Origin of the sequence: Cupriavidus sp. CuC1, assembly GCF_044627735.1 — a bacterium.
In the GTDB taxonomy this organism is placed as follows: domain Bacteria; phylum Pseudomonadota; class Gammaproteobacteria; order Burkholderiales; family Burkholderiaceae; genus Cupriavidus; species Cupriavidus ulmosensis.
This window is the reverse complement of the sequence record NZ_JBIUHC010000135.1, coordinates 1-26,909: the sequence shown is the minus strand read 5'-3', so window position 1 is coordinate 26,909 and position 26,909 is coordinate 1. Positions and strand designations below refer to the sequence as shown.

24 protein-coding genes and 1 pseudogene are annotated in these 26,909 nt (G+C 67.5%); 10 read left to right on the top strand and 15 right to left on the bottom strand.

The window, feature by feature from the left end; all coding sequences use genetic code 11:
• Window positions 1-143, bottom strand: a pseudogene (locus tag ACGLHR_RS39030) (XRE family transcriptional regulator); the annotation flags it as partial.
• 196 nt (window positions 144-339) lie between these two features.
• Here ACGLHR_RS39030 and ACGLHR_RS39025 point away from each other — a divergent pair.
• Window positions 340-1,098: a class I SAM-dependent methyltransferase gene (locus tag ACGLHR_RS39025; RefSeq protein ID WP_400100861.1), complete on the top strand. Its 759-nt coding sequence runs from the start codon at window positions 340-342 to the stop codon at window positions 1,096-1,098.
• Window positions 1,099-1,135: 37 nt separating this feature from the next.
• On the opposite strand, the gene ACGLHR_RS39020 is transcribed toward ACGLHR_RS39025, so the two are convergent.
• On the bottom strand, window positions 1,136-2,044 hold the full coding sequence (locus ACGLHR_RS39020; RefSeq protein WP_318230648.1) for a LysR family transcriptional regulator: 909 nt from the start codon (window positions 2,042-2,044) through the stop codon (window positions 1,136-1,138).
• Window positions 2,045-2,140: 96 nt separating this feature from the next.
• Between ACGLHR_RS39020 and ACGLHR_RS39015 the strand changes: the two genes are divergently transcribed.
• Complete coding sequence (locus tag ACGLHR_RS39015; protein WP_400100858.1) at window positions 2,141-3,163, top strand: bile acid:sodium symporter family protein; 1,023 nt, start codon at window positions 2,141-2,143, stop codon at window positions 3,161-3,163.
• Between the two features lie 165 nt (window positions 3,164-3,328).
• On the opposite strand, the gene ACGLHR_RS39010 is transcribed toward ACGLHR_RS39015, so the two are convergent.
• Together ACGLHR_RS39010 and tsaE are read right to left on the bottom strand one after the other, a co-directional pair.
• Window positions 3,329-4,828: an N-acetylmuramoyl-L-alanine amidase gene (locus ACGLHR_RS39010; protein WP_400100856.1), complete on the bottom strand. Its 1,500-nt coding sequence runs from the start codon at window positions 4,826-4,828 to the stop codon at window positions 3,329-3,331.
• On the bottom strand, window positions 4,822-5,334 hold the full coding sequence (gene tsaE / locus ACGLHR_RS39005; protein WP_400100854.1) for a tRNA (adenosine(37)-N6)-threonylcarbamoyltransferase complex ATPase subunit type 1 TsaE: 513 nt from the start codon (window positions 5,332-5,334) through the stop codon (window positions 4,822-4,824). The genes ACGLHR_RS39010 and tsaE overlap by 7 nt, the downstream gene beginning before the upstream one ends.
• A gap of 16 nt (window positions 5,335-5,350) precedes the next feature.
• Between tsaE and queG the strand changes: the two genes are divergently transcribed.
• Window positions 5,351-6,577, top strand: coding sequence for a tRNA epoxyqueuosine(34) reductase QueG (queG, locus tag ACGLHR_RS39000; protein WP_400100852.1), 1,227 nt, complete (start codon window positions 5,351-5,353; stop codon window positions 6,575-6,577).
• On the opposite strand, the gene ACGLHR_RS38995 is transcribed toward queG, so the two are convergent.
• Window positions 6,570-7,463, bottom strand: a complete 894-nt coding sequence (locus tag ACGLHR_RS38995) for an AEC family transporter (protein WP_400100851.1) — start codon at window positions 7,461-7,463, stop codon at window positions 6,570-6,572. The two genes, queG and ACGLHR_RS38995, sit on opposite strands and share 8 nt — an antisense overlap.
• Window positions 7,464-7,680: 217 nt before the next feature.
• On the opposite strand from ACGLHR_RS38995, the gene ACGLHR_RS38990 reads away from it, so the two are divergent.
• On the top strand, window positions 7,681-8,214 hold the full coding sequence (locus tag ACGLHR_RS38990; RefSeq protein ID WP_400100865.1) for a chalcone isomerase family protein: 534 nt from the start codon (window positions 7,681-7,683) through the stop codon (window positions 8,212-8,214).
• A 137-nt stretch (window positions 8,215-8,351) separates the two neighbouring features.
• Window positions 8,352-9,320, top strand: coding sequence for a tripartite tricarboxylate transporter substrate binding protein BugE (locus ACGLHR_RS38985; RefSeq protein ID WP_400100849.1), 969 nt, complete (start codon window positions 8,352-8,354; stop codon window positions 9,318-9,320).
• A gap of 249 nt (window positions 9,321-9,569) precedes the next feature.
• Here ACGLHR_RS38985 and ACGLHR_RS38980 read toward each other — a convergent pair whose 3' ends face one another.
• From ACGLHR_RS38980 to ACGLHR_RS38950, 7 genes are all read right to left on the bottom strand, one after another.
• Window positions 9,570-10,508: a carbohydrate kinase gene (locus tag ACGLHR_RS38980; protein ID WP_400100847.1), complete on the bottom strand. Its 939-nt coding sequence runs from the start codon at window positions 10,506-10,508 to the stop codon at window positions 9,570-9,572.
• A gap of 44 nt (window positions 10,509-10,552) precedes the next feature.
• The gene (gene pgi, locus ACGLHR_RS38975; protein WP_400100845.1) at window positions 10,553-12,202 is read right to left on the bottom strand and encodes a glucose-6-phosphate isomerase; all 1,650 of its coding nucleotides are present in this window, start codon (window positions 12,200-12,202) and stop codon (window positions 10,553-10,555) included.
• Between the two features lie 67 nt (window positions 12,203-12,269).
• Complete coding sequence (gene zwf / locus ACGLHR_RS38970; protein WP_318230640.1) at window positions 12,270-13,760, bottom strand: glucose-6-phosphate dehydrogenase; 1,491 nt, start codon at window positions 13,758-13,760, stop codon at window positions 12,270-12,272.
• Window positions 13,761-13,828: 68 nt separating this feature from the next.
• Window positions 13,829-14,773, bottom strand: coding sequence for an ABC transporter substrate-binding protein (locus ACGLHR_RS38965; RefSeq protein ID WP_400100863.1), 945 nt, complete (start codon window positions 14,771-14,773; stop codon window positions 13,829-13,831).
• 78 nt (window positions 14,774-14,851) lie between these two features.
• Window positions 14,852-15,874 carry a ribose ABC transporter permease gene (locus ACGLHR_RS38960; protein ID WP_400100843.1) on the bottom strand — a complete coding sequence of 341 codons (1,023 nt, stop codon included), beginning with the start codon at window positions 15,872-15,874 and terminating at the stop codon, window positions 14,852-14,854.
• 91 nt (window positions 15,875-15,965) lie between these two features.
• Entirely contained in the window at window positions 15,966-17,633 is a 1,668-nt protein-coding gene (locus ACGLHR_RS38955) for a sugar ABC transporter ATP-binding protein (RefSeq protein WP_400100841.1), read from the bottom strand.
• Entirely contained in the window at window positions 17,620-18,879 is a 1,260-nt protein-coding gene (locus tag ACGLHR_RS38950) for an ROK family protein (RefSeq protein WP_400100839.1), read from the bottom strand. Before ACGLHR_RS38950 ends, ACGLHR_RS38955 begins: the two co-directional genes overlap by 14 nt.
• Window positions 18,880-19,117: 238 nt before the next feature.
• On the opposite strand from ACGLHR_RS38950, the gene ACGLHR_RS38945 reads away from it, so the two are divergent.
• The 4 genes from ACGLHR_RS38945 (at window position 19,118) to plsY (ending at window position 22,739) form a co-directional block, all read left to right on the top strand.
• Complete coding sequence (locus ACGLHR_RS38945) at window positions 19,118-19,597, top strand: methylated-DNA--[protein]-cysteine S-methyltransferase (RefSeq protein ID WP_400100837.1); 480 nt, start codon at window positions 19,118-19,120, stop codon at window positions 19,595-19,597.
• Window positions 19,594-20,628, top strand: a complete 1,035-nt coding sequence (xerD, locus tag ACGLHR_RS38940; protein WP_400100835.1) for a site-specific tyrosine recombinase XerD — start codon at window positions 19,594-19,596, stop codon at window positions 20,626-20,628. Before ACGLHR_RS38945 ends, xerD begins: the two co-directional genes overlap by 4 nt.
• 40 nt (window positions 20,629-20,668) lie before the next feature.
• Window positions 20,669-21,160, top strand: coding sequence for an aminoacyl-tRNA deacylase (locus tag ACGLHR_RS38935; protein WP_400100834.1), 492 nt, complete (start codon window positions 20,669-20,671; stop codon window positions 21,158-21,160).
• Between the two features lie 961 nt (window positions 21,161-22,121).
• A complete protein-coding gene (gene plsY / locus ACGLHR_RS38930; protein ID WP_400100832.1) occupies window positions 22,122-22,739 on the top strand; it encodes a glycerol-3-phosphate 1-O-acyltransferase PlsY in 618 nt (205 codons plus the stop codon).
• Between the two features lie 70 nt (window positions 22,740-22,809).
• Here plsY and ACGLHR_RS38925 read toward each other — a convergent pair whose 3' ends face one another.
• The 3 genes from ACGLHR_RS38925 to ACGLHR_RS38915 form a co-directional block, all read right to left on the bottom strand.
• Window positions 22,810-23,103, bottom strand: coding sequence for a GYD domain-containing protein (locus ACGLHR_RS38925; RefSeq protein ID WP_400100830.1), 294 nt, complete (start codon window positions 23,101-23,103; stop codon window positions 22,810-22,812).
• A 209-nt stretch (window positions 23,104-23,312) separates the two neighbouring features.
• Entirely contained in the window at window positions 23,313-24,590 is a 1,278-nt protein-coding gene (locus ACGLHR_RS38920) for an ATP-binding protein (protein ID WP_400100828.1), read from the bottom strand.
• The gene (locus tag ACGLHR_RS38915; protein ID WP_400100826.1) at window positions 24,587-25,318 is read right to left on the bottom strand and encodes a response regulator; all 732 of its coding nucleotides are present in this window, start codon (window positions 25,316-25,318) and stop codon (window positions 24,587-24,589) included. The genes ACGLHR_RS38920 and ACGLHR_RS38915 overlap by 4 nt, the downstream gene beginning before the upstream one ends.
• 331 nt (window positions 25,319-25,649) lie before the next feature.
• On the opposite strand from ACGLHR_RS38915, the gene ACGLHR_RS38910 reads away from it, so the two are divergent.
• A partial coding sequence (locus ACGLHR_RS38910; RefSeq protein WP_400100825.1) for an MdtA/MuxA family multidrug efflux RND transporter periplasmic adaptor subunit occupies window positions 25,650-26,909 on the top strand: 1,260 nt, incomplete at its 3' end.

Below are 26,909 nucleotides of genomic sequence, written 5' to 3'. Positions count from 1 at the left end.
GGGGTGCGCCGCCGCCGGCCGGGCGCCAGGCCAACCTCGGCCGGGGCCAGGCGCTCGCGGTGGGCCCGCAGGAAGCGGCCCAGCACGGCTTCGCGCGTGAGTTCGCTTGGCTTGGCAGGATCGGGAAGCGCGTAATCTGTCATGGAGGGCTGAGCGGGAAAACGAGGCAGTAGACTGGAAGCTGGTGCGTTTTATACCAGGATAAAACCCTGACTTGTACCGGGAAAACAGGCTGCTACAGTACGTCGAACCCGTTACGCGGGCAAGTCCCCCGGTCCCCGCTTTTGCAGCCCCCGATCACCAGAATCCACCAGCGGCCATTGCCGCCAGGAGAGCCCCATGCAACAACAAGAACTCGTTGCCGCCCAGTTCGGCGCCACCGCCAGCGCCTACCTCACCAGCGCGGTCCACGCCCAGGGTGCGGACCTGCAGCAGCTTGCGCAGGAACTGGCTGCGCTGCCGGCGGCGCGGGTGCTCGACCTGGGTTGCGGCGCGGGCCACGCCAGCTTTGCCGCGGCGGGGGTCGCAGCGGAAGTGACGGCTTACGATTTGTCGGCAGAGATGCTGGCGGTGGTGGAAGGCGCGGCGCGCGACAAGGGGCTGGCCAATATCCGCACCCGCCAGGGCGCCGCGGAATCGCTGCCCTTCGACGATGCCAGCTTCGACGCGGTGATCTCGCGCATGAGCGCGCACCACTGGCGCAACGTGCCGGCGGCGCTGGCGGAGATGCACCGGGTGCTCAAGCCGGGCGGCAAGGTCGTGCTGATCGACATCGCCGGCTCGGACGACCCGCTGCTCGACACCTGGCTGCAATCGGTGGAGTTGTTGCGCGACCCGTCGCATATCCGCGACTACACCGGCAACGAATGGCAAGCGATGCTGGAGACGGCGGGCTTCCAGGCCGGTATCTCGCCGATCTGGCGCATCGAGCTGGAGTTTGCCACCTGGGTGCAGCGCATGCGCACGCCGCCCGTGGCGGTGGCCGCCATCTTGCACCTGTGGCAACTGGCGCCGGCGGAAGTATGCGACCACTACCTGGTCAAGGCCGACGGCAGCTTTGCGCTGGAAGCGGTGATGGTCACGGCAACGCGCAGCTAAGCCGCTAAGCTGTTAAGCCGCTAAGCCAGGGTGCCAGTCATTGCGGCATGGCCGGCTCGGCCGGCAACGGCAGGCTCTGCACCATCTGCCACACGGCGGCGGCCGAGGGCGACAAGGAGCGGTCTTCCCGGCAGACCATGACGATGCGCCGCTCCTCGCGCGGCGTGAGCGGCCGCCAGACCAGCGGCGACGCCGCCGGCAGCGGCAGCGAGAACGAGGGCAGGACCGAAGCGCCGATGCCGGCCTCGACCATGCCGAACACGCTGGCTGAATGCCCCAGTTCCTGCACCACGCTGGGCGCCACGCCATGGCTGGCGAAGATGCGGTCGATCAGGGGCCGGCTGCCCGAGGCGAAATCCAGCAACACCAGCGGCATGCGGTCCAGCGCGGACCACGGCACCGAGTCGGCATTGGCCAGCGGGTGATCGCGCCGGCACACAAAGCAAAATGGATCGGTCGCCAGCGGCGCGATGGTCAAGCCTTCTCGCGCCAAAGGATCGATCAATACGCCAAAGTCCACCGCCCCCGCACGGATCTGCTCGAGGCCATCCGCCTGCACGTTGTCGCGCACGCTGAGACGAATATCCGGGTACTGGCGCGCGCAGGTCGCCACATACAGCGGCATCAGCCGCGCCGAAATCGTGGGTGCACTGGCAATCACAACACGCCCCCGATAGCGCTCGCCAAGCTGGCGGGTTTCTTCCAGCGTATCGTCCAGCTGGCCAAGCAGGCGCTCGATGGCGGGGGCCAGCGCCTGGCCCGCGTCGGTCACCACCACCTCGCGCGTGGTGCGGTCGAGCAAGCGCACGCCAAGTGCCTCTTCGAGCTCAGCCACGCCCCGGCTGACGGCCGGCTGCGTCAGGCCGACGGCATCCGCGGCACGGCTGAAACTGCCATGCCCGACCACGGCGAGGAAGACGCGCAACTGGCGCAATGTGTAATTCATGCGTCTATGAGATGAATGGATGCGATAAATGAATTTGCATTCTAGGCTTCAGTAACGTCCAATACTAGGCGAAACCCTAATCCAACTTTGCCGTCAATGTCCGCCATCCTCTCACCCTTCAAGAAAATCTACGACCTGATCGACGGGTTCGTACTGATCATGCTCACCGCCATCGGCATCGCGCTGCTGGCCCCGCAAATTGGCGCCGGCGACGGCCCGCTGCACCTGGGCATGGTCACCAACCTGGGCGTGGCCCTGGTGTTCTTCCTGCACGGCGCGGCGCTCTCGCGCGACAAGCTGGTGGCCGGCGCGCGCCACTGGCGCCTGCACGCCTTCGTGCAGAGCTTCACCTACATCGTCTTCCCGGTGGTCGGGCTGGCGCTGATGTTCGGCCTGCGCAACACGCTGCCCGCCGAGCTGCTGCTGGGCGTGTTCTACCTGTGCGCGCTGCCCTCCACCGTGTCGTCGTCGGTGGCGATGACCTCGATGGCGCGCGGCAACGTGCCGGGTGCCATCTTCAACGCCACCATCTCGGGCCTGATCGGCATGGCCGTCACACCGTTGCTGATGGGCCTGGTGATCAGCGCCAGCGGCGCCTCGATGCCGCTGGGCAAGGCGCTGACCGGCGTTGCGCTGCAACTGCTGCTGCCGTTCGCGCTCGGCCAGCTGGCCCGTCCGCTGATCGGCAGCTGGCTGGCCAAGAAGAAGCAGATCACCAACAAGATCGACCGCGGCGTGATCGTGCTGATCGTGTATTCGTCGTTCTGCGACGCCACCGCCGCCGGCCTGTGGCACAAGTACAACTGGGAAACCATCGGCGCCGTGATGGCGCTCGCCGCCGTGCTGCTGCTCGTGATCCTGGCCACCACCACCTTCACCGCGCGCCGCCTCGGCTTCTCCGTGGAAGACGAGATCACCGCGGTGTTCTGCGGCTCCAAGAAGAGCCTGGCCAACGGCATCCCGATGGCCAAGATCCTGTTTGCCGGCCACCCGGCGCTGGGCCTCTTGGTGCTGCCGCTGATGGTCTACCACCAGTTGCAGCTGATCGTGTGCTCGGTGATCGCCTCGCGCTACGCCGGCCGCGATGCGCTGCCCGAAGGCGCCACTGCCCGCGCCTGAGTATTACCGCGCAACATGACAAACGGCCGGCAAGTTGATTGCCGGCCGTTTTTTTGACGCATTGGCCTTCCGTGGGAGTTGAACCCCTGCCTGCCGCTCCCTCCCCCCACGAGGGGAGAGGGAGCGGCAGGCGTGTCATTGCGGACGGTTTTGGCCCATCCTCGCTTACACCGACGGATTCTTCGACAGTGGCGGATTGCGCGCGAAGTAGTTCTTGATGCCACGCAGGATGGCGTTGGCCAGTTGCTCCTGGTGGTTCTCGTCGTTGAGCTTGCGCTCTTCCTCGGGATTGCTGATGAAGGCGGTCTCGACCAGGATCGAAGGGATATCCGGCGCCTTCAGCACGGCAAAGCCCGCCTGCTCCACGCTGCCCTTGTGCAGCCGGTTGACGCCGCCGATCTCCGACAGCACAGCCTTGCCCACCTGCAGGCTGTCATTGATCTGCGCGGTGGTGGACAAGTCCAGCAGCACCCGCGCCACCTGCGCATCCTTGTTGCCCATGTTGGCGCCGCCGATCAGGTCGGAGGCATTTTCCTTGTTGGCCATCCAGCGCGCCGCGCTGCTCGAGGCGCCGCGCTCGGACAGCGCGAACACCGAGGCGCCCTTGGCTTCCGGCGAGAGGAAGGCATCGGCATGGATGGACACGAACAGGTCGGCCTGCACCCGGCGCGCCTTTTGCACGCGCACATTGAGCGGCACGAAGAAGTCCGCGTCGCGCGTCATCATGGCGCGCATATTGGGCTGGGCATCGATCTTGGCGCGCAGCCGCTGCGCGATCTGCAGCACCACGTCCTTCTCGCGCGAGCCGGAGGCGCCGGTGGCGCCGGGATCCTCGCCGCCGTGGCCTGGATCGATGGCCACCGTCAGCAGGCGGCGCATCTTGAAGGAACGGTCCGCCGGCGGATTGTTGGCGGGCAAGGCCGCAGGCGGATTGTTCTGGGCCAGCGGCGGTGCCGATGGTGCCGTAGAGGGGACCGGTGGCCTGGGCTTGACGGCTGCCATCGGCGGCAGGGCCGGCACCGGGTTGGCGCCCTTGTCGTCGAACTTGCGCACCAGCGCGCCAATGGCGTCTTCCTCGCCGGTGGCAGGCGCGCCGGACGCGTCATCCGCGCCTGCCGGCGGCTGCGTGGCGGCAAACCTGCGCTGCTTGTCCTCGGTGTCGCGCACCAGCGTCCACAGCGGATCGGGCGGGTTGACGGGGTAGAGGTCAAACACCAGGCGGTTGCGGTAGCTGCCGATCGGCGCCAGCGTGAACACCTGCGGCGAGACGTTTTCCTTCAGGTCGAACACCAGCCGCACCACGCGCGGCCGGTTCTGGCCCACGCGCACGGTCTGGATGTAAGGATCGTTGGAGGTGATCTTGGCCACCAGCTCGCGCAAGGTGGGTGAGAGATCGAGGCCATCGATGTCCACCACCAGCCGGTCGGGGCCGTGGATCATCTGGTGGACGGCGGCCAGCGGCTCGTCGGATTCGATGGTGACGCGGGTGTATTCCTCGGCGGGCCAGACCCGCACCGCGACGATGCCGGCGCCAAAGGCGATCTGCGGCCCGGCCAGTGTCAGCACCACGCCGCCGGCGCTGGCCTTGAGGCACTGCGCCAGCCATTTGCGGCGGGCCAGCTGGATATCGTCGGGTCGGTCGGTGGCGAGTCGCTTGATCAGCATGCGCAAAGCAGGATAAGTCCAGTCTGAGTATAGGCACGAAGCGTGACGATACGGCGTTCGGCTGCGTCGTCGGCGTCGCTTGTGTCCGATTGGAGCAACAAGTGAAGGTCCGGTTCCCCAAGCAAGTGCCCGGCATTCTCCGGCCACTCCACCAGGTTAACGGCAGGTTCGGCAAAACAATCACGAAAACCGGCATCGGCCCACTCCTCCGGATCGGCGAAGCGGTACAGGTCGAAGTGGTAGGCGGTCAGGGGTGAGCCATCGGCGCGCGTGACCGAATACGGCTCGCACAGCGTATAGGTGGGGCTGCGCACCTTGCCCGTGTGGCCGAGCGCGCGAAGGATGGCACGCGACAACGTGGTCTTGCCGGCGCCAAGGTCGCCCGAGAGCTGCAGGTGCACGGTCTGGGGCGGCAGCATGCGCACGGCCTCGGCCAGCGCCGCGCCCAGCCGGGCGGTGGCCGCTTCGTCGGGCAGGTTGAGTGTGCGTTCTTGGAGCAGGGGCATTGCGTACAATTGGGGAATGATCGACCGAGCAGCCCAGGCGCCAACCGCCTCGCCCCCTCCTGCCAGCAGCGCCGTCCCCGGGACAGCGCCTGGCCTTGCGCCGTCCATTGCCCATGCGGGCCCGGACGCCGCCGGGCTGGAAGCGCTGGTGGGCTCGATCCGGGCCTGGGGCACGGAACTCGGCTTCGATGCGGTCAGCATTGCCGACGTGGATCTCAGCCGGGCCGAAGCAGGATTGTTGGCGTGGCTGGCACAGGGCTACCACGGCGACATGGATTATATGGCGAACCACGGCTTGCGGCGCGCGCGTCCCGCCGAACTGGTGCCCGGCACGGTGCGCGCCATCGTGGCCCGCATGCCGTATCTGCCCGCCGCGGGCCCGGACGACTGGCGCAGCCATGAACTTGCCCGGCTCGACGACCCCGCCACCGCCGTGATCTCGCTTTACGCGCGGGGCCGCGATTATCACAAGGTGCTGCGCAACCGCCTGCAGCAGCTCGCCAGCCGCATCGAGGCCGCCATCGGCCCGTTCGGCTATCGCGTCTTCACGGATTCCGCGCCGGTGATGGAGGTGGCGCTGGCCGCGCAGGGCGGCCTCGGCTGGCGCGGCAAGCACACGCTGCTGCTCGACCGCGATGGCGGCTCGATGTTCTTCCTCGGCGAGATCCTGGTCGATGTGCCCTTCCCCGCCGACGCGCCGGAATCCGACCACTGCGGCCATTGCCGCCGCTGCATCGATATCTGCCCGACCCAGGCCATCCTGGAGCCCTACCGCATCGACGCGCGCCGCTGCATCTCCTACCTGACCATCGAGCACAAGGGCGCCATCCCCGAGGAGTTGCGCGCGCCGATGGGCAACCGCGTATATGGCTGCGACGACTGCCAGCTGGCCTGCCCGTGGAACAAGTTCGCCCACCGCGCCACGCTGCCGGACTTCGACGTGCGCAACGGCTTCGACGCACCCGACATGGCCGAGCTGTTCGGCTGGACCGAGGCGGAGTTCAACCAGCGGCTGGAGGGCAGCCCGATCCGCCGCATCGGCCATGAACGCTGGCTGCGCAACCTGGCGGTGGGACTGGGCAACAGCCTGCGCGCGGCGCTCGCCAGTGGCGACACGGCGCTGGCCGCGCGCATCCGCGCCGCGCTCGGCGCGCGCCAGGCCGACGCCAGCCCGCTGGTGCGCGAGCATATCGACTGGGCGCTGGCGCAAGCGCCAGCGCACACCGAAGCACCCGCTAACTGACCAGGGACAGCCAGAACGGCGTGGTGACGATGGCCGCCACGGTCATGACCGAGATCGTCGCCGCCACCATCGGCCCGTTGCCGCCCATGCGCACGGCCAGGATGTAGGCGCTGGATGCGGTCGGCAGCGAGGCGAACAGCACCACGATCTGCGACTGCAACTCGGTCAGCGGCAGCAAGCGCCCCACCGCCCAGGCAAAGCACGGCATGGCCACCAGCTTGACGCCGCTCCACCATGCCACCGGCCCGATCGCCCCCGTCACCCCCCTCATCTGCAGGCCCGCGCCGACCGTCATCAGCCCCAGCGCCGTGGATGCGGAACCCAGCCGGGCCAGCGTCATGCCCACCACCTCGGGCGGGTGCAGGCCAAGCAGGTTGGTCAGCAAGCCCCCGGCGGTGGCCAGGATCAGCGGGTTGCGCACCAGCTCGCGCCACAGGCGGGTTTCGCCGTGACGGGCCAGTGCCCATACCGCGGCCACGTTGCACAGCGGCACCGTGCAGCCGACGATCACCGCCATCATGGCCAGCCCCTCACTGCCGCCCAGGCGCGCGGCCAGCGCCAGCCCGATATAGGAATTGAAGCGGAATGCGGTCTGCAGGCCGGAAGCAAAATCGAGCGGCGCCAGCCGCATCGCCCATTTGACGGCGTAGCCGCCCACCATGCCAAAGGCGGTGGTCAGCAGCGCCAGGCCGAGCATGGCCGAGGTCGAGGAGAAATCGAACTTGGCGCTGTTGGTGGACTGCAACAGCAGCGCGGGGAAAAGCACGAAATACACCAGACGCTCTACGCCAGCCCAGAACGCGCGGTCGAACGGGGAATGGCGCACCAGCAGCCAGCCGATCAGGATCAGGCTGAAATCCGGCACCAACAGGAGAGCAGAAGACATCGATTGGTTTTAGTTATTGTGATGGCCGCCGCGCACGCCAAGTGCAGCCTAGGGCAGATACCAATTGGTATTGTTTCAGAAATCGCGGAATATGGCACGTTCCGTCGTACCGTCCAGCCTCTCCATGTTTCCCCGCCGTACCCCGTTCGCGCACGAACCGCTCGCCCGCCGCGCCAGCCTGCTGGCGCTCGCCCTCTGCGTGGGCGCGGCCCTGGCCATGCCGTCGGAGGCCGCGCGCGCCAACGAAATCGAGGGCCTGCGGATCGACGACGCCACGCGCGTCAGCGGCAAGGAGCTACAACTGAACGGCACCGGCCTGCGCTCGATGTTCATCATCAAGGGCTATGTGGCCGCCCTTTACCTGCCGGAGAAGGCGCGCAATGCCACCGTGGTGCTGGGCGCCCACGGCCCCAAGCGCCTGCAGATCCGGCCGCTGCGCGAGGTGCCATCCGATGCCTTTATCAAGGCCCTGAACGAAGGGATCCGCGAGAACCACAGCGAGGTCCAGTTCCAGAGGCTGTCCGACCGCCTGCTCCAGCTGCGCGAGACCATGGAGCAGATGGGTACCGCCCGCAAAGGCGATGTGATCAATTTTGATTTTTCGCCCGATGGCGGCACCGTGGTCGCCATCAACGGCACGCCGCGCGGCAAGCCGATCCCGGGCGAAGATTTCTACCAGGCCGTGCTGCGCATCTTCCTTGGCGACCATCCGGTCGACCGGGATCTCAAGCGCGGGCTCCTGGGCGGTTAGCCCCCGGGCGGCCACCAGGGCCGCCCGCCAGAACTCACGCCGCCGGCTTCAAAGCCCCGCTACAGCGGATGCGTCGCCGGCGTTCTTCACCTTGGGCGGATATCCCCGCCCGGTCCTTTGACGGGAGACACGATCTCATGCAAACCAGCAAAATCGCCCTGGCCCTTGGCCTGGCAGCAGCGGCCTCCGTGGCGCAGGCGCAAAGCTTCCCGACCAAGCCGATCCGGCTGATCATCCCGTTCGCGCCCGGCGGCACGACGGACATCGTGGGCCGCGGCGCGGCCGACCAGATGAGCCGCATCCTGGGCCAGCCCGTGGTGGTGGAAAACCGCGCCGGCGGCGGCGGCTCGATCGGCGCCGACGCCATCGCCAAGGCCGCGCCCGACGGCTACACGATCGGCATCTCCACCGTCTCCACCATGGCGGTCAACCCGGCGTGCAACCCCAAGCTGTCGTACGACCCGATCAAGGACTTCAAGCCCATCACCAACCTGGCCAACGTGGCCAACGTGATCGCGGTCAACCCGAACTTCCCGGCCAAGGACTACAAGGAATTCCTGGCCGTGCTGAAAGCGAATCCGGGCAAGTATTCGTACGCGACCTCCGGCACCTGCGCCTTCGGCCACATGCTGGGCGAGCAGTTCAAGGTCTCCACCAAGACCTTCATGGTCCATATCCCCTACCGCGGCGCGGGCCCGGCGCTGAACGACGTGCTGGCCGGCCAGGTGCCGATCATGGTTGACAACCTGCCCTCCTCCATGCCCTACATCAAGGCAGGCAAGCTGCGCCCGATCGTGGTGGCGTGGAACAAGCGCATCGACTCGCTGCCGAACGTGCCGACCTTCGGCGAGCTCGGCCTGAAGGAGCCGAATGACCCCGCCTGGTATGGGCTGGTGGCGCCGGCGGGCACGCCTGATGACGTCATCAAGAAGTTGAACGAAGCCGCCGTCAAGGCACTGCAGGACAAGGACTTCCAGCAGCGCCTGCGCACTGCCGGCGCGGAACCTTCGGGCAACACCCCGGCGGAGCACGCGGCCGAGATCAAGAAGGAGTTCGAGAAGATGAAGACGCTGGTGAAGGTGCAGAACATCAAACTGGAGCAGTGATGCCGGTGGCAATCCTGCAGCACTAGCCGAAGCCGGCGAGCGGGCCAAAACCGTGCGCCATGACGACGGTTGTCTCTCCCTCTCCCCTCAGGGGGAGAGGGCCGGGGAGAGGGGTGGCTTAGCTGGGAACCACTTGAAGCGAAGCCCGTGGTTGTTTCCAGCTCCCAGGCGTAACCGGCGCCCGCCCTCTCCCCCAGCCCCTCTCCCGCACGCGGGAGAGGGGAGCACGACAACGCCGATCCGACGCTTTCAGGCCAAAGAGGCCAAAGCCACCGCCTCGCCCAGCAGCGTCCTCACCTCCCCCACACTCGGCGAATATGCCCCCGCGCGCGTGGCCGCCACCGCCGCGGTAGCGGCAGCCCATCGCGCCTGCTGCGCCAGCGTTGCCTCGGGATCCAGCAGCAAGCCCGCCATCCAGCCGCCCATGGCGGCATCGCCGCAGCCGACGGTGTCGACCACGTCGACGGCAAACACAGGCTGCTCTACCGCTTCATCCCCGTGCAATAGCGTCATGCCGTGCGCGCCGCGCGTCAGCAGCACGCGCGCCTGCGGGGCCTGCGCCCTGAGCGCCGCCAGCGCGGCGTGCTCGTCCAGCGCCGGGTAGAGGCCGCGCAGGTCCTCGTCCGACACCTTGATGTAGTCCGCCAGGCCGGCCATATGCGCAAAGACGGCCTGGTACTCCGGCGCGCGCATGGGCGTGCGGAAGTTGGGATCGAAGGCGATGCGCTTGCCTGCGGCCCTGGCCTGCGCGGCTTCTTCGCACAGGCGCGCGGCGAGCGGCTGGCGCGCGAGGCTGAGCGAGCCGAAGTGCACGGTGCGCGCGGCCTGGCGCCACCCCGGCGGCAGGCGCTGGGGCTCGAAATAGAGATCGGCGCTGTCGTCGCCGACGAAGAAATACTGCGGCGGGTGCTGCGCACCGACGAACGCCAGCAACGGCGAGCGCTCAACCCGCTGCAGGAAGCGCAGGTCCAGCCCGGCCTCGGCACTGGCCTCGGCCAGCTGGTCGCCCAGCGTGTCGCAGCTGATCGCGCCGACGAAGGCGGTGGGCAGGCCCAGCCGCGCGCCCACGCGGGCCACGTTCCAGCACGAGCCGCCGGGCAGGCCGAGCCAGTCCTGCCCGCCTTGATGAACCATGTCGGTCAATGCCTCGCCGAAGACGACGTAGGCTGGCCATGATGTCGTTGTCATTGCATCCTCTTTCTCGTATTTCCGTCTGCGCGCGCCGCCGCGCGTCAGCCTTGCCAGGCCGATGCCGCGGCGAGCGCGCGCCGGATCAGGCCGGCGGTGGAAGCATCGTGCGGGCGAGCCGGGCCGCCATCGAGCTCGCTGGCGATCGGCGCGGCGAGCTGCTTGCCAAGCTCCACGCCCCACTGGTCGAACGAGTTGATGTTCCACAGCACGCCCTGCACGAAGGTGCGGTGCTCCGAGAGCGCGATCAATGCGCCCAGGTGATACGGATCGAGCCGCTGCAGCAGCAGCGTGTTGCTGGGACGGTTGCCCTCGAACACCATGTGCGGCACCAGCGCTTCGTCCTGTACGCCGAGCGCCCGGACCTCTTGCGCGGTGCGCCCGCGCAGCAGCGCCTCGCCTTGCGCAAAGCAGTTGGCGAGCAGCTTGCCATGGTGGCCCGGCATCGGGTGCACCGGCTCCAGCGCTGCGATGAAATCCACCGGCATCCAGTGCGAGCCTTGATGCACCATCTGGAAGTAGGCATGCTGGCCGTTGGTGCCGGTAGTGCCCCACACCACCGGCGCGGTGCCTTGCCCGGCGGCGGCGCCATCGAGCTGCACGGACTTGCCGTTGCTCTCCATCTCGAGCTGCTGCAGGAAGGCAGGCAGCAGCTCGAGCGGCTCGCAGTACGGCGCCACGCAGCGGCTGCCGGTACCCAGGAAGCTGCGATACCACACGTCGAGCAGGCCGAGGATCATCGGCATGTTTTGCCGCGGCTCGGCCTCGGCGAAATGCCGGTCCATGGCGCGGGCGCCGTCGAGCAACTGGCGAAAACGCGCAAAGCCAACGGCCAACGCAATCGACAGCCCCACCGCCGACCACAGCGAAAAGCGCCCGCCCACCCAGTCCCAGAACGGGAACATGTTGGCTGGGTCGATGCCGAACTCGGCTACCGCCTGCCGGTTGGTGGAGACCGCGACGAAGTGGCTGGCCAACTGTGCCTGCGGCACCCCGTGGCGCAGGAACCAGGTGCGCGCGGTGTGCGCGTTGGCCATGGTCTCCAGCGTGGTGAAGGTCTTTGAGCAAACCACCACCAGCGTGCTGGCGGCGTCCAGCCGCGCAAGCACGGCGGCAAGATCGCTGCCATCCACGTTGGCGACAAAATGCATGCGCGGCCCTTCGGTGTCCAGGTGCGCGAGCGCGCGGCAGACCATGCGCGGCCCCAGGTCCGAGCCACCGATGCCGATATTGATCACGTCGGTGATCTGGCGGCCATTCCAGCCGCGCCACGCGCCGCCGCGCACCGCGTCGGCGAAGCGCTCCATCTGCGCGAGCACCGCGGCCACGTCGCCGCCCACCGCCACGCCCTGCGCGTGGAAGCCGTCCTGCGGCCACGCGCGCAGCGCCATATGCAGCGCGGCGCGGCGCTCGGTGGTGTTGACCGCTTCGCCGCGGTACATGGCATCGCGCCGTGTGGTCACGCCGGCCTCGCCGGCCAGCGCGAACAACAGCGCCATGGTGGTGTCGGTGACGCGGTTCTTGGCGTAGTCCAGCGTCAGGCCGGCGGCCTCGGCCACGAAGCCGGCGCCGCGGGCTTCGCCCTGCTGGCCGTCGAACCAATCGCGCAGGTGGGCATGGCGGATGGTTTGCGCATGCGCTTGCAGCCGCTGCCAGGCGGGTAGATGGTGGGACACTTGGGGCATAGCGGACATCGATACAACTCCTGTACTCGCCGGCGCACAGGCAATCGCCAGTGCGCCGGTATGCTTCAAACATGCTTCACAGCTCTTCGTGCCAGACCGCGCCATCGCGCGACGGCAGCGCGCTCGAGGCCGCGGGCCCCCAGGTGCCCGCGGTGTAGAGCTTGGGCGCGAGATTGCTCTGCGCCCAGGCTTGCTGGATCGGCGCGACCCAGCGCCAGGCCTGCGCCTGCTCGTCGCGCCGCACGAACAGCCCGAGCCGCCCGCGGATCACGTCGAGCAGCAGCCGCTCGTAAGCGCCGGTCTTGCGCTCGTTGCGATTGCCCTGCCCGCGCGGCAGCATGCGTTGCAGGTCCAGCGTGGCGGGCTGCAGCGCCTGCGTGTCGCCGGGATGCTTGACCAGGAAATGCAGGCGGATGCTTTCCTCCGGCTGCAGCGTGATCACCAGCCGGTTGCCGGGCTCATGGTCCAGCGGACGCGGGAACAGCGAGTACGGCACGTCGCGGAACTGGATCACGATCTCGGCCACGCGCGACTGCATGCGCTTGCCGGTGCGCAGGTAGAACGGCACGCCGGCCCAGCGCCAGTTGGCGATCTCCGCCTTGATGGCGACGAAGGTCTCGGTCTGGCTGTCGGGCGAGATGGCGGGTTCGTTCACGTAGCCCGGCACCGCGTCGCCGGCGGCCGCGCCGCGGCAGTATTGCCCGCGCACCACTTTCTCGGCGACTTCGTTCAGCTCGATGGGCTTGAGCGCCTTGAGGATCTTCAGCTTTTCGTCGCGGATCGCGTCCTCCGACAGGCTCGCCGGCGGCTCCATCGCCACCATGCACAGCAACTGCAGCAGGTGGTTCTGCACCATGTCGCGCAGCGCGCCGATGCCGTCGTAGAATGCGCCGCGCTTTTCCACGCCGATTTCCTCGGCGATGGTGATCTGCACATCGCGCACCCATTCGCGCCGCCACAGCGGTTCGAACAGGACATTGCCAAAGCGCATCGCCATCAGGTTCTGCACCGATTCCTTGCCCAGGTAATGATCGATGCGGTAGATCTGGTCTTCGGCGAAGTGGCACGCCACCGCGGAGTTGATGGCATCGGACGAGGCCAGGTCGTGGCCCAGCGGCTTTTCCAGCACGATGCGCACGCCTGCGTGGTTCAGGCCAGTGCGGGCCAGCTGCTCGCAGATCGGCACGAACAGCTGCGGGCCGGTGGCCAGGTAGAACACCACCACCGGCGCGGCGCGCGCGCGCACCAGCTCGGCAAGGGAATCGAAGCCCTCCGGCGCGTTGGCGTCCACCTGCAGGTAGAGGATGCGCGCGACAAAGGCCTGCCAGGCTTCGGCCGCGGCGGCAGCGGGCAGCGCGGGACGCACCTTGGACTCCAGCATGGCCAGGTAGGCGTCCTGGCCGAGCGGCTGGCTGCCGAGCGCGAGGATGCGCCCGCGCGGGTGCAGCGAGCCCACGCAGTGCGCGTCGAACAGCGCCGGCAGCAGCTTGCGCGTGGCGAGGTCGCCGGTGCCGCCGAACAGCACGAAGTCGAATTCGGGGACTGCGCCTACAGCATTGTTTGGCATGGTTTCACCAGTCGGTTGGTCGGTTATCGGGTGATTCGGTTGTCAGTTGAGCGCGGACCGCTGCCCGGCTAGCGCGGCGCGGCCCAGCCCTTGTACTCGTTCACATTGGCTCGCGTAACCAGTGTAGGCGGCAGCAGCACGGTGCGGCTTGCGGGCACCTTGCCATTCATCAGCCCCACGCCAATCTCCACCGCCGTGCGCGCAATGGCCCACGGGTCCTGGCTGGCCGAGGCCTGCACCAGGGTGTTGGCCTTGAGCGCTGCCTCGATATCAGGCGCGCCGTCGACCGAGGCAATCAGGATGCCGCGCCGGTTCAGCTGGCGCGCGGCCAGGTCGGCGCCGACCGCCTGCGGGTCGTTGATGGTGAAGACCGCGTCGACCTTCGGGAAGCGGGTCAGGTAAAGCTGCATGACGTTGAGCCCGCCCTCGCGCGATCCCTTGCCGTCCTGGTCGTCGGAGAGCACGTGGATGCCGGGGTGCTTGCCCAACACCGTCTTGCAGCCCTTCACGCGATCCAGCACGGCGGACACCGGCGGGCCATTCTGGATGATCAGGTTGCCGCGCCCGCCCAGCCGCTCGGCGAGGAAGGCGCAGGCCAGCTCGCCGGCCTGCGTGTTGTCGGTCTGCACCGTGGCGTCGGCGCCCGCTGCCGCCACGTCCACCGCCACCACCACGATGCCGGCCTTGCGGGCCTTCTTCACCGCGGGCTCGATGGCGCGCGCGTCGGCCGCGTTGATCAGGATCAGGTCCACCTTCGACACGATAAAGCTGTCGATATGCGAGAACTGCTTGTTGAGGTCATAGTCGGCGGACAGCACCGTGACCTTGGCGTCCGGGTTGATCTTCCTGGCCGCGGCTTCAGCGCCGCGCGCCAGCGCAACGAAGTACGGGTTGCCGAGCGAGCCGAGCGTAACGCCGACTTTCTTCAGCGGCCGTTGCGCGGCGGGTGCCGATGCGGATTCCGGCGCGCTCTGTGCGGCGGCGCCGGTGCATAGCACGCTCGTTGCGCTCATTGCCGCCAGCGCCAATGCCGCGAGGTAAAGCTTTGACATGTCGTCTCTCCAGTAGCCGATGATTGGGCCGCGCTCGCTTCAGGTGCGCGCCGAGCCCTTGCGGCGATAGCTGTCGAGCGCCACCGCGCCAATGATCACCAGGCCCTTGATGATGTACTGCCAGATATCGGACACGCCCAGCAGCACCAGCCCGTTGGACAGCACCGCGATGATCAGCGCTCCGACCAGCGTGCCGACGATGGAGCCGGTGCCGCCCACAAAGCTGGTGCCGCCCAGGATGACCGCGGCAATGGCGTCGAGCTCGTAGGACTGGCCCAGCTGCAGCCCGTTGGCCGCGTACAAGCGCGCGGAGGACATCACGCCGCCCAGCCCCGCCAGCAGCCCGGACACCGCGTACACGAACAGCAGCACGACCCACACCTTGATGCCGGACAGCCGCGCCGCCTCGGCATTGCCGCCCACCGCGTAGATCTGCAAACCCAGCACGGTACGACGCAGCACGAACCACGACACCGCCACCACGGCAAAGGCGATGATCACCAGCCAGGGCACGCCCAGGACTTCGCCGTTGCCGATAAAGGCAAAGCCGATATCCGGGTTGTAGATGGTGCTGTCGTTGCCGACCAGCCGCGCCAGCCCGCGCACCGCCGTCAGCGTGCCCAGTGTGACGATGAACGGCGGCAGTTTCATGAAAGCCACCAACGCGCCGTTGACGATGCCGAACAGCAGGCCGCACAGGAGCGCGGCCGGCACGCTCAGCATGCCGAGCTGCGGCATCAGCGACACCAGCATCGCCACCACCGCCGAGATCGACAGGATGGAGCCCACCGACAAATCGATGCCGCCGGTCAGGATCACGAAGGTCATGCCCGCGGCCAACACCATGTTGATGGAGGCTTGCTGCGCGACGATCGACAGGTTCTGCCAGCCGGCGAAGTTCTCGGTCAGCACCGTGAAGCCAATGCACAGCAGCACCAGCACGGGCAGCATGCCGAGCGCGCGCAGTCGCTCCTGGGTGGTGAGGCGGCCGAGGGTTGCGACCGGCAATGACGCGCCAGCGGTAGGGGCGGGCGCGGTGGAACGGGTGATGGATTCATGCATGGTTGTCTCCTGCGCCGGCGGCTCTCGGGGAGTTGCAGGCCGGCGTCGATATCCTTGTCTCTTGCGGGTGGCGCAAAGGTTGTGCCCGGTCTCAATGCAGCGTGATGCTGGTTGCGTTGCCGGCGGCAGGCAGCGGAGCGTCGGCCCATGCGGGCGCCGGCTGCGCCGCCGCGCCGGTGGCCAGCGCGATGATGCGCTCCTGGGTTTCGGCCGCGCTCTTGGCTGGGCGCACTTCGCCGGCCAGCGCGCCTTCGCGCATGACCAGCACGCGGTCGCACAGGCCCACCACTTCGGGCAGCTCGCTGGAGATCATCAGGATCGCCACGCCGCTCTCGGCCAGCGCGTTGATCAGCCGGTAAATCTCCGACTTGGCGCCGATGTCCACGCCGCGCGTGGGCTCATCCAGGATCAGCACGCGCGGCTGGATTTCCAGCAAGCGCGACAGCATCACCTTCTGCTGGTTGCCGCCCGACAACGCGCCCACGTTGACCTGCGCATGCGCCACGCGGATGCCCAGGGTGTCGATGGCCTCTGTCGTGCGGCGGCGCGCGGCGGGCCGGTTCAGGCGGCCGAGGCCGAGCGCGTCGCGCGCGGCCACGATCAGGTTGATGTTCTCGTGCACGCTCTGGTCCAGGAACAGGCCTTGCAGCTTGCGGTCCTCGGTCAGGTAGGCAATGCCGGCATCGATGGCCTGGCGCGGGCCACCGGCCGGCAGCGTGACCAGCCCGCCGGGGCTCGCCGGGTTGGCAATAAGCACCTCGCCGCGCGTGCGCACTTCTGCGCCAAACACCAGCCGCGCCAGCTCCGTGCGGCCCGCGCCGACCAGGCCTGCCAGCCCGAGCACCTCGCCGGCGCGCAGGTCGAAGCTGCAGCCCTTGACGCGGCGGCCGTCGGCCACATCGCGCACGGACAGCATCACGTCGCGCTCCAGCGCCTGGCCGTGCGTCTTGGTATAGAAGCCCGACAGGTCCCGCCCGACCATCATCTTGACCAGCGCTGCCTGCGACAGGTGCGCGCGGTCCAGCGTGCCGACGAAGCAGCCGTCGCGCAGCACGGTCACGCGATCGGCCAGCTCGTCGATCTCGGCCATGCGGTGGCTGATATAGAGAATCGCCATGCCTTCGCCCCGCAGCTGGCGGATCAGCGCGAACAGGCGATCCGTCTCGTGCGTGGACAGCGGCGTGGTGGGCTCGTCCATCACCAGGATGCGCGCTTCGAAGTGCACGGCCCGCGCGATTTCCACCAGCTGGCGCTGCGCGATCGACAGGCTCGCCACGCTCGCCACGGGCGAGAAATCCGCGCCGAGCCTGGCCAGCGTGGGCGCGCAGGCGCGCGCCATGTCGCCGCGCGCCACCAGCCCGCGGCGCTGCAGGGCGCGGCCCAGGTAGATGTTCTCGGCCACGCTCAGGTTGGGCGCCAGGCTCAGCTCCTGGTAGATCACCGCGACGCCGAGATCGCGCGCGGATTGCGGGCTGTCGATCTGCACCCGTTGCCCGTCGATATCGCATTCGCCGCCGGGGTCCGCCGTGTAGGCGCCGGACAGGATCTTCATCAAAGTCGACTTGCCGGCGCCGTTCTCGCCCATCAGGGCGTGGACCTCGCCGGCGTAGGCCGTGAGCTCGACATTGCGCAGCGCGCGCACGCCGGGGAAGGTCTTGCAGATATTGCGCAGCGCCAGCAGCGGCGCCTTGGTGGACGTATCGGGTGAAACAGCCGGAACAAGCGGAACGGACAAATCAGACGAATCAGACGATGGCATGGTTGGCCTCCGGAATCATGGCGGATGCGCCTTTGAGCATGTCGGCCCGCGGCGAGAAATTCATGAACATCGGCAGCGACGCGGCGCCGACCGCGCCAGCGTTGGCGCCAAAGCAACCGCGCACCACGCGTGGCGGGCGCCGTGCCTCGGGCGCGCCGTCGTCCAGCTCGCCTTGCAGGCGCTCGATCAGCGCCTGCACCAGGCCGCCGTCGATATCTGCATCGAGGATGATCAGCGGCACGTCGAGCACCGCCAGCGCGGATTGCATCGCGGGCGCCAGCGCGTCGATGCAGTCGTCGAGCCACTCCGCCACTGCCGGATGCTGGCCGCGCACCTGCGCCTCCAGGTCGGCATGGCTGTCGATGGCCACGCCGTGGTGGCGCAGGTGGCGCGTCAGCGCGTTGAGCGAGGCGCGCGCCAGCAGGATGTCGCGCCGCTTGCCGGTGCACGGCGCCGAGGCAAGCAGGCTCGGCTGCACCGGCATCATGCCGATATCGCCGGCATTGCCCGACACGCCGCGCACGCAGTCGCCGTTGAGCGCCACACCGCCGCCAATCGCCGGGCCAACGAAGACATAGAGAAAGCTCTGCGCGTGGTGGCTGCCATAGAACAGCTCGGCCACGGCGGCGGCGGTGCCGTCGTTCTCGCCAAATACCGGCAGCCCCGTGGCATCCGACAACTCGGCGGCGAAGTCCACCGCATCCCAGGCACGGAAGGTGGCCTGCGATGCCCCATCCTGCAGGTCCAGCTCGCGCAGCCAGGCGCCGAGGTTGTAGGGCTGGGCCACGCCGATGCCGAGCAGGCGCTTGCGCTCGGCCGGCGTGAGCAGCGCGCGCAGCGCGGCCACGTCGTCGCGCACCAGCGCCAGCGCTTGTTCCGGATGCGGCAGGACCATCTGGTGGGCGCGGCTGGCGAGGATCTCACCACCAAAATCCACCATCACGCATTCGATGCTGCCGCGATCCAGCCGGACCCCGATGCCGAACGCGCCCTTGGGCTGCAGGCGGATCAGGCTGGCCGGCTGGCCGCGCTGCCCGTCCTGGCGGCGGCCAGCCACATGGATCAGGCCATCCTCGGTGAGCGTCTGCACGATGCTGCCCACCGCGGTGTTGGTGAGCTGCGCGATGCGGGCGAGATCCGCCTTGGACGCTTCTCCGGCATGCCGCAGCGCCAGCAGGAGCGCGCGCTCGTTGTACAGCCGCAAACTGGCGGAATTCACGCCGCGGCCGCCCTTGGCACTGTTCATATCGTCTCCGGATGTTGTTCTGGGCGCCGGTTGCATCACCTGGAGCGGTGTGTTGCGGCGCCGTTGCTGCATTAATTAATTCATGTTGAATTAAATATTAAGGCGAGGCAGAACTCAAGGAAGGGGAAACCCCAGTCAAGCGGTTGCATCGCCCCATGGAAGCGCCCTGCACGCCACCGGGCATCCCAAGGGGCGCCGCCATGCTCTAAAATCCAGGCTCGCGCTTCCCACCCCTGCCATGGACTCCATCTTCGACGCCATCCTCCAAGCCCCTTTCGGCAAGATCGGCGTGCGCACCGACGGCGAATTCGTCCGCGAGATCGTCTACCTGCCCGAGAGCATGCGGCTCGTCGAGCCCGCCAACGCGGTCACGCAACGCCTGGCGCGACAGCTCGAGGCCTACTACGCCGATCCGGATGCGCGCTTCGACATCCCGCTGGCGCCGGTCGGCAGCGCGTTCCAGCGCCGGGTCTGGCAAGCGATATCGAGCGTGCCGCGCGGCAAGGTCACCACCTATGGCGCGGTGGCGCGGCAGATCGCCAGCGCGCCGCGCGCGGTCGGGCAGGCGTGCGGGGCGAATTTCTTCCCGCTGGTGATTCCCTGCCATCGCGTGGTTGGCGCCAGCGGCATCGGCGGCTTTGCCAACCACGACGACGATGGCTTCTACCTTGACATCAAACGCTGGTTGCTGCGCCATGAAGGGGTGATGCTCGCATGAACGACATCGCGCGGATTGACGAGGGCGACGATAACAACGATCGCGACGATCACGACGATCTCGACGATCTCGACGACATCGAAGCCGACAACGACAACGACACCCTCGGCGCCGAAGTCGAGGACAGCCCCGCCCTCGTCGCCGACCTGGCCCTCGTCGACCGGTTCTGCGACGCGCTGTGGCTGGAGGACGGCCTGGCGCGCAACACCATCGACGCCTACCGGCGCGACCTGGCGCTGCTGTCGCGCTGGCTGCATGCGTCGGGCACCTGCGCGCTGCTGGCGGTGGACGACACCGCCCTCAATGGCTACTTCGCCTCGCGCCACCTGGAAACCCGCGCCTCGTCGGCCAACCGGCGGCTGACAGTGTTCAAGCGCTTTTTCCAGTGGGCGCTGCGTGAACACATGATCACGGCCGATCCCTGCCTGCTGCTGCGCCCGGCCAAGCAGCCCCCGCGCTTTCCCAAGACGCTGACCGAGGCGCAGGTCGAGGCGCTGCTGGAAACACCGGACACCGCCACGCCGCTCGGCCTGCGCGACCGCACCATGCTGGAGCTGATGTATGCCAGCGGCCTGCGCGTGTCCGAGCTCACGCAGATGAAGACCATCGAGATTGGCCTGAACGAGGGCGTGGCCCGCGTGGTGGGCGGCAAGGGCAACAAGGAACGCCTGGTGCCGTTTGGCACGGAGGCCGGCGACTGGCTGCGCCGCTACCTGGCCGAAGGCCGCCCCGCGCTGCTGGGCGAGCGCGCCTGCGAAGCGCTGTTCGTCACCCAGCGCGGCGAGGGCATGACGCGCCAGGCCTTCTGGCACCTGATCAAGCGCCACGCGCGCGATGCCGAGATCTACGCGCCGCTGTCCCCGCATACCTTGCGGCACGCCTTTGCCACCCACCTGCTCAACCACGGCGCCGACCTGCGCGTGGTGCAGTTGCTGCTGGGGCACGCCGATATTTCCACCACGCAGATTTATACGCACGTGGCGCGCGAGCGCCTGCGCGATCTGCACCAGCATCACCATCCGCGCGGCTAAGCGCGGCTAGTTTTTTTGCGCGGTCTATGCGATCCATCCCATGAGTAAATCGAAGCACGTTTCAGAAACCCCCGCCACCCAGTTCCTCAAGCAGCATGGCGTTGCCTTTGGCGAGCATGCCTATGACTACGTCGAGCATGGCGGCACCGGCGAATCCGCGCGCCAGCTCGGCGTGGAGGAGCACGCGGTGATCAAGACCCTGGTCATGGAAGACGAGAAGGCGCAGCCGCTGATTGTGCTGATGCATGGGGACTGCTCGGTGTCGACCAAGAACCTGGCGCGCCAGACCGGGCGCAAGAGCGTGCAGCCGTGCAAGCCGGAGGTGGCGCAGCGGCATAGCGGGTATCTGGTGGGGGGGACGTCGCCGTTTGGGACGCGCAAGCGGATGCCGGTTTTTGTTGAGGCTGGTGTGTTGGCGCTGGAGCGGATTTACATCAATGGGGGGCGCAGGGGGTATCTGGTCAGTATTGATCCGCAGGTATTGAAGACGTTGGTGGGGGCGGAGGTGGTGGAGTGTGCATTGAGGGACTAGGAAGGGCTCTGGGGCGGTGTTTGAGCGGCGTTGGCCCTTGGACCCAAAAGCCGTAGACATCGCCCTGCGGGGTTGGTCGCTGTTTATCTCGTCGGCGATGGCTGTTGAACCCAAAAGCCATACGACATCCCCCTGCGGGGGCTGCCGGTCACTCTTCTTTGCGCGGCAAAGAAGACTAACGAGAAGAAAGCCGACCCTGCCGGGGGCAGAGCCATCGCGAGTGCGCAGGACGCTGGTTTCGTCGTACGGCCGCAGTACTGCTGACATCTGCCGTTACCGGCTCGTAGGGCATCGCAATGGCATGACCCATGGGTTTCGTCGTGGGGCCCCTGACCTCGTTTGCGGTGCCCATTCGCCAATCTGCCGTTACCGGCGCGGGCCGTCACGACACTTCGCCCGTCAATGGTTTCGTGGTGGGGCGGGCGCGGTGGTCAGGGTCTTGGGCAGATCAACCCGGTGCCACCGCGCCCACGACGGAACCGGTGTGCCTGCAACTTCGTGGCCGGCCAACCCGCGAGCGACAGACGGCTTGAAGCAAGTGATGTCCGCTACCGGGGGCCCCACCATGAATCCCGGATGCTGGCAGGTTCGTGGCCCTTCAAACCGGTACCGGCAGAAGCCCGCCGGCACTCTGGGCCGTACGACGAAACCACCGAGATTCGAGAGCCTTATTGCTCTGCTCCCGGCAGGGCGGCTTTCTTCTCGTTAGTCTTCTTTGCCGCGCAAAGAAGAGTGACCGGCAGCCCCCGCAGGGGGATGTCGTATGGCTTTTGGGTTCAACTGCCATCGCCCACGAAATAAACAGCGACCAACCCCGCAGAGCGACGTCGTACGGCTGTTGGGCGCAAACGCCACCGCCGCTCCAAGAAACAGCGCCCCCATCCCCTCTCCGGGAAGTCCCCAAAGAAATCACCCCCCTTCCACGCTACAATCCCGCCAGCCTCAAATCCCCGGTTCCCACATGGCCAATCTGATTTCTGCCCTAGCCGCTTACCTGATCGGCTCCATTTCCTTTGCCGTCGTGGTCAGCAAGGCCATGCGCCTGCCCGATCCGCATACCTATGGATCCGGCAATCCCGGCGCGACCAACGTGCTGCGCAGCGGCAACAAGAAAGCCGCCATCCTCACGCTGATCGGCGATGCACTGAAGGGCTGGCTGGCGGTCTGGCTGGCGCAGCGCTTCGGCCCGGCCTACGGCGTCGACGACACGGGCATCGCGCTGGTGGCGGTGGCGGTGTTCCTGGGGCACCTGTTCCCGGTGTTCTTCCGCTTTGCGGGCGGCAAGGGCGTGGCCACCGCGGCCGGCATCCTGTTTGCCATCGACCCGCTGCTGGGCGCGGGCACGCTGGCGACCTGGCTGATCGTCGCCTTTTTCTTCCGCTACTCGTCGCTGGCGGCGCTGGTGTCGGCCATCTTCGCGCCCTTCTTCTATGTGCTGATGTCGGGCGTGGACGTGATCGCCGGCGCGGTCTTCGTGATAAGCGTGCTGCTGGTGGTTCGCCATCGCCAGAATATCGGCAAGCTGCTGGCGGGCAAGGAAAGCCGCATCGGGGAAAAGAAGAAGGCGCCCGGCGCCTGAACGCAGGACGCATCCACGCCATAAAGAAAGCCCGCGATGCGGGCTTTCTTTATGGCGTGCCAGTGCGCGGTTACGGCATCTTGCTGAGGATGTCATTCATCTCATCCATGGAGAAGGCACGCAGCGTCTGGGTACGGACGTTGCCTGCCATGCCCAGGGAGAGGCCAAATGCAGTCATGGTGGCCTCGTCGGGCGCGGTGAAGGTCACCACGAGATCGTATTGCCCGAGCGTCCAGTAGATATCTTTCATCTCAATGCCGCTTTTCTTAGCCATTTCTCGAACGGCCGCGGCGCGTTTGGTTGTGTCCTTTACGGTACGGATTCCCTGGTCGGTGAAGTTTAAGAGGGCGACAAAAGTTGCCATAATGCGTCTCCTGATCAACTGGAATGGCACTACGCGTTGCCTACGCGCACAGAGCAACTACTTGCAGCAATCTACGTACCACGTGAGCCGCCGTCTGGCTCGCGTGGCCAGGACGTCAGGCGCAGCCCCCCCGTGACGAGGCAATCCGCCGGAAAGTGTTCCAGGATTGGTACGCTTTTTGGGACTGCCCGGCAGCATCGGGCCGTCTGTCAGGCTGCCTGCGCCAGCGCCGTGAACGGAAATATCATTTCCACCCGCAGTCCGCCCTCGGCACGGTTCTCCAGCACGAGCCGGCCGCCCGCCTGGCGCACCAGCCGGTCGACGATGGCCAGGCCCAGGCCCGAATGCGCGTTGCCGCCGCGCGCCGGGTCCAGCCGCACGAACGGCAGGGTGACCTTTTCCATGGCCTCCGGCGGAATGCCTTCGCCATGGTCTTCGACCACCATGTGCCAGCCATCGGCCTGGCGCGCGGTGCTGAGCAGCACCGGCGCTGCCCCATAGGCATAGGCGTTGTCGACCAGGTTGCCAACGATGCGGTCGAGCTGGGTGGCGATCATGCGGAAGCCCTCGCCCGCCATCAGCGAGACCTCCACCGACTTGTCCTGCTCAGCCAGCGAGGCGGCCAGCTCGCCGATGCGGCGATCGACCGGCACCGGCCGCGCCGCGGGTTCGCCGCTCTGGGCAAAGGTCAGGAACTGCTCGACGATGGCGGACATCGACTCGACATCGCGCGTGACGCCGGCCGCCGCCTTGGGGTCGGCCAGCATCTCGGCGCGCAGCCGCAGCCGCGCCAGCGGCGTCTTCAGATCGTGGGCGATGCCGGCAAGCATCGTATTGCGCTCCTGGTCGATGCGGGTCAGGTCGGCCATCATGCGGTTGAAGCGCACGATCAGCTGCCGCAGCTCGTGCGGGCCGCGCTCGCGCAGCGGCTTGACGGTGTGCTGGCGCGACAGCTGCTCGGCCGCCGCGGCCATGTCGCGCACCGGACGCTGGATCTGCCAGGCAATCAGCAAGGCCACTGCCATGGCCACGCCGACCACCAGGATCACGCCAGGCAGCAGGCGGTTGTCGGGCGGCGGGTTGACCACCCACAGCGCCGGCATCGCGATCCAGTCCTGCCGGTGCGGCAGCTTGACCCAGATGCGCGTAGTCTGTTCTTCCTCGAGCCGCACCTGGGTACCCGGCGGCATGCGCTGCGAGAACTGCTCCACCAGCCGGCGCGCCCTGCCCTTGGCCGCCACGGTGTGCTCGGCCGCGCTGGCCTCGCTGGCCACCTCCACCAGGCTTGGCAGCTTGACGGGTGGCTGCGCGGCGAGCGCGCGCTGGATGCTCTCGAACTGGAACATCATCTGATCGACGGAGTAATCGACCTGTTGCTGGCGGCGATCCATGCGCAAAATGGCGAGCCAGGAAAAATGGCTCAGCACCAGCACCGCCGCGATGAGCAGCGCGATGCGTCCGAACAACGTATCGATGCGCAGTTTCATTGGGGAATGTCTTCGGCTTCGTCGGGCACGAAGGTATAACCGCGCCCCCGCACCGTCTGGATGTAGCGGGGACGCTGGGCGTCTTCGTCGAGCAGGCGCCGCAGGCGCCAGATCTGGACGTCGATGCCGCGGTCGCTGATGCCGCTCGCGGTGCCGTACATCAGCTCCACGATGCGCTCGCGCGACAGCACCTCAAGCGGGTGCATCAACAGCAGCTTGAGCAGCGCGAACTCGGTATCGCTGATCGCCACCGGGTCGCCGCCCCGCACCAGCGAGCGCTGGCGGAAGTTGACGCGGAACGGCCCGAAGGCCATGCCCTCGCGGTCTTCCGGCGCGGCCGCCGGGCGGGCCAGCTTGCGGCGCAGCACGGCGTTGATCCGGGCCAGCAGCTCGCGCGGCGAGAACGGCTTGCCGAGATAATCGTCCGCGCCGATCTCCAGCCCGACGATGCGATCGATCTCGTCGCTGCGCGCGGTCAGCAGGATCACGGGAATGTCGTCGTTCTTGGCCCGCAGGTTGCGCAGCGCGGTCAGGCCATCCACCTTGGGCATCATCAGGTCGAGCACGATCAGGGCGGGGCGCTCGCGCTCCAGGCGTGCCTGCAAGCCTTCGCCATCGTGCAGCACGGACACGGCAAAGCCCTGCTGGGTGAGGTATTCGCGCAGCAGGTCGCGGAGTTCGGGATCGTCGTCGACGACGAGGATCTGGGTAGGCTGATTGGCTCGCATAGGCAGATGATAGCTAGGCTGGGCGCGGCAATCCGGGCGAATTGTTTCAAGGCATTACACCCAGCCTGCTGGTAATGATCTGTAAGAATGGCTGCCCGCGCTGAAACATAGGCGCAGCCAAGGCGCATTATGCTTCGCTTATGTTGCCGTTGCCGGCGGTCGCCGGACAAAGACGGCCCCGCCCGACGCCGCCCGGCTGACGCAAAACTGCGTCTGACGCCGCGTGCTGCCAGCGGCACGTGCCGACGACGATGCGGCATACTTCTGCCCCTCATACCCCAAAAATCGTTCACGCGCGTTATTGCTGACGCGTTGCTCCCAGGATCCGGTCATGGCCAACCCCGAAGAACATCAACCGGCTAAGCTGCCACCGCCGCCCGCTGCCTCGCGCCGCCGCAAACTGATCGCCACCGCGCTGATCCTCCTGCTGGCCGGCGGCGGCTGGTATTGGTACAAGCATCGTACGCCCGCCGCCGACGCCCCGGGCGCGCCCGGCGCTGGTGCTCCCGGCGGCCCCAATGGCGGCCGTGGTGGCCCTGGCGGTCCCGGTGGCCCCGGCGGCCAGCGCTCACCCGTGGTGGTCAGCACCGTGGCCCAGCGTAATATGGATGTCATCCTCAACGGCCTGGGCAATGTCACGCCCGTGGCCAATGTGACCGTGAGGGCCCAGGTGTCGGGGCCCCTGCTCAAGGTCCTGTTCAAGGAGGGCCAGATGGTCAAGGCCGGCGACGTGCTTGCCGAGATCGACCCCCGCCCCTTCCAGGCCACGCTGGACCAGGCCGTGGGCACGCTGGCGCGAGACCGCGCCTTGCTGGAAAACGCCCGCCTGGACCAGAAGCGCTACCGCACCCTGCTCGGCCAGGACTCCATCTCCAGCCAGCAGGTCGACACCCAGGACGCCCTGGTGCGCCAGTATGAAGGCGTGGTCAAGACCGACCAGGCCAACGTGGACAGCGCCCGCCTGCAACTGGGCTACACCCGCATCCTGGCACCGGCCTCCGGCCGCATCGGCCTGCGCCAGGTCGACCCGGGCAATATCGTCAGCACCAGCGACACCAACGGCATCGCGCTGATCACCCAGATCCAGCCGATCGCGGTGCTCTATACCATTCCTGAAGACAACCTGCCGTCAGTGCTCAAGCGCCTGCACGCCGGCGAGACCATCCCGGTCCAGGCCTGGGACCGCCAGGCGCGCAACCGCCTGGCCGAGGGCACGCTGCTGACCACCGACAACCAGATCGACACCACCACCGGCACGGTCAAGCTCAAGGCGATCTTCCAGAATCAGGACGGCCTGCTGTTCCCGAACCAGTTCGTCAACCTGCGCACGCGCGTGGACACGATCGAGAACGCTACCGTGGTACCCGTGGCGGCCATCCAGCGCGGCCAGCAAGGCACCTTTGTCTATGTGGTGGACGACAGCAGCAAGGTCAAGGTCCAGGTCGTCGCGCTCGGCCCGAGCGACGGCGAGCGCACCGTGGTGACCAAGGGCCTGCAGCCCGGCCAGCGCGTGGTGATCGACGGCGCCGACCGGCTCAAGGAAGGCATGACGGTGGAAGCCGTGGACCCGGCAGCGCGCGCTGCCGCGCTG

Excerpts from the sequence above, each read along its gene's own strand:
- ACGLHR_RS38960 (WP_400100843.1), bottom strand. The coding sequence starts at position 15,874 with ATGCATGAATCCATCACCCGTTCCACCGCGCCCGCCCCTACCGCTGGC.
- ACGLHR_RS38920 (WP_400100828.1), bottom strand. The coding sequence starts at position 24,590 with ATGAAACTGCGCATCGATACGTTGTTCGGACGCATCGCGCTGCTCATC.
- ACGLHR_RS38995 (WP_400100851.1), bottom strand. The coding sequence starts at position 7,463 with ATGTCTTCTGCTCTCCTGTTGGTGCCGGATTTCAGCCTGATCCTGATC.
- ACGLHR_RS38965 (WP_400100863.1), bottom strand. The coding sequence starts at position 14,773 with ATGAGCGCAACGAGCGTGCTATGCACCGGCGCCGCCGCACAGAGCGCG.
- ACGLHR_RS38915 (WP_400100826.1), bottom strand. The coding sequence starts at position 25,318 with ATGCGAGCCAATCAGCCTACCCAGATCCTCGTCGTCGACGACGATCCC.
- ACGLHR_RS38925 (WP_400100830.1), bottom strand. The coding sequence starts at position 23,103 with ATGGCAACTTTTGTCGCCCTCTTAAACTTCACCGACCAGGGAATCCGT.
- xerD (WP_400100835.1), top strand. The coding sequence starts at position 19,594 with ATGAACGACATCGCGCGGATTGACGAGGGCGACGATAACAACGATCGC.
- zwf (WP_318230640.1), bottom strand. The coding sequence starts at position 13,760 with ATGCCAAACAATGCTGTAGGCGCAGTCCCCGAATTCGACTTCGTGCTG.
- ACGLHR_RS38955 (WP_400100841.1), bottom strand. The coding sequence starts at position 17,633 with ATGCCATCGTCTGATTCGTCTGATTTGTCCGTTCCGCTTGTTCCGGCT.
- ACGLHR_RS38945 (WP_400100837.1), top strand. The coding sequence starts at position 19,118 with ATGGACTCCATCTTCGACGCCATCCTCCAAGCCCCTTTCGGCAAGATC.
- tsaE (WP_400100854.1), bottom strand. The coding sequence starts at position 5,334 with ATGCCCCTGCTCCAAGAACGCACACTCAACCTGCCCGACGAAGCGGCC.
- ACGLHR_RS39015 (WP_400100858.1), top strand. The coding sequence starts at position 2,141 with ATGTCCGCCATCCTCTCACCCTTCAAGAAAATCTACGACCTGATCGAC.
- ACGLHR_RS38935 (WP_400100834.1), top strand. The coding sequence starts at position 20,669 with ATGAGTAAATCGAAGCACGTTTCAGAAACCCCCGCCACCCAGTTCCTC.
- ACGLHR_RS38985 (WP_400100849.1), top strand. The coding sequence starts at position 8,352 with ATGCAAACCAGCAAAATCGCCCTGGCCCTTGGCCTGGCAGCAGCGGCC.
- ACGLHR_RS39020 (WP_318230648.1), bottom strand. The coding sequence starts at position 2,044 with ATGAATTACACATTGCGCCAGTTGCGCGTCTTCCTCGCCGTGGTCGGG.
- plsY (WP_400100832.1), top strand. The coding sequence starts at position 22,122 with ATGGCCAATCTGATTTCTGCCCTAGCCGCTTACCTGATCGGCTCCATT.
- ACGLHR_RS39010 (WP_400100856.1), bottom strand. The coding sequence starts at position 4,828 with ATGCTGATCAAGCGACTCGCCACCGACCGACCCGACGATATCCAGCTG.
- ACGLHR_RS38950 (WP_400100839.1), bottom strand. The coding sequence starts at position 18,879 with ATGAACAGTGCCAAGGGCGGCCGCGGCGTGAATTCCGCCAGTTTGCGG.
- queG (WP_400100852.1), top strand. The coding sequence starts at position 5,351 with ATGATCGACCGAGCAGCCCAGGCGCCAACCGCCTCGCCCCCTCCTGCC.
- ACGLHR_RS39025 (WP_400100861.1), top strand. The coding sequence starts at position 340 with ATGCAACAACAAGAACTCGTTGCCGCCCAGTTCGGCGCCACCGCCAGC.
- pgi (WP_400100845.1), bottom strand. The coding sequence starts at position 12,202 with ATGTCCGCTATGCCCCAAGTGTCCCACCATCTACCCGCCTGGCAGCGG.
- ACGLHR_RS38980 (WP_400100847.1), bottom strand. The coding sequence starts at position 10,508 with ATGACAACGACATCATGGCCAGCCTACGTCGTCTTCGGCGAGGCATTG.
- ACGLHR_RS38990 (WP_400100865.1), top strand. The coding sequence starts at position 7,681 with ATGCCGTCGGAGGCCGCGCGCGCCAACGAAATCGAGGGCCTGCGGATC.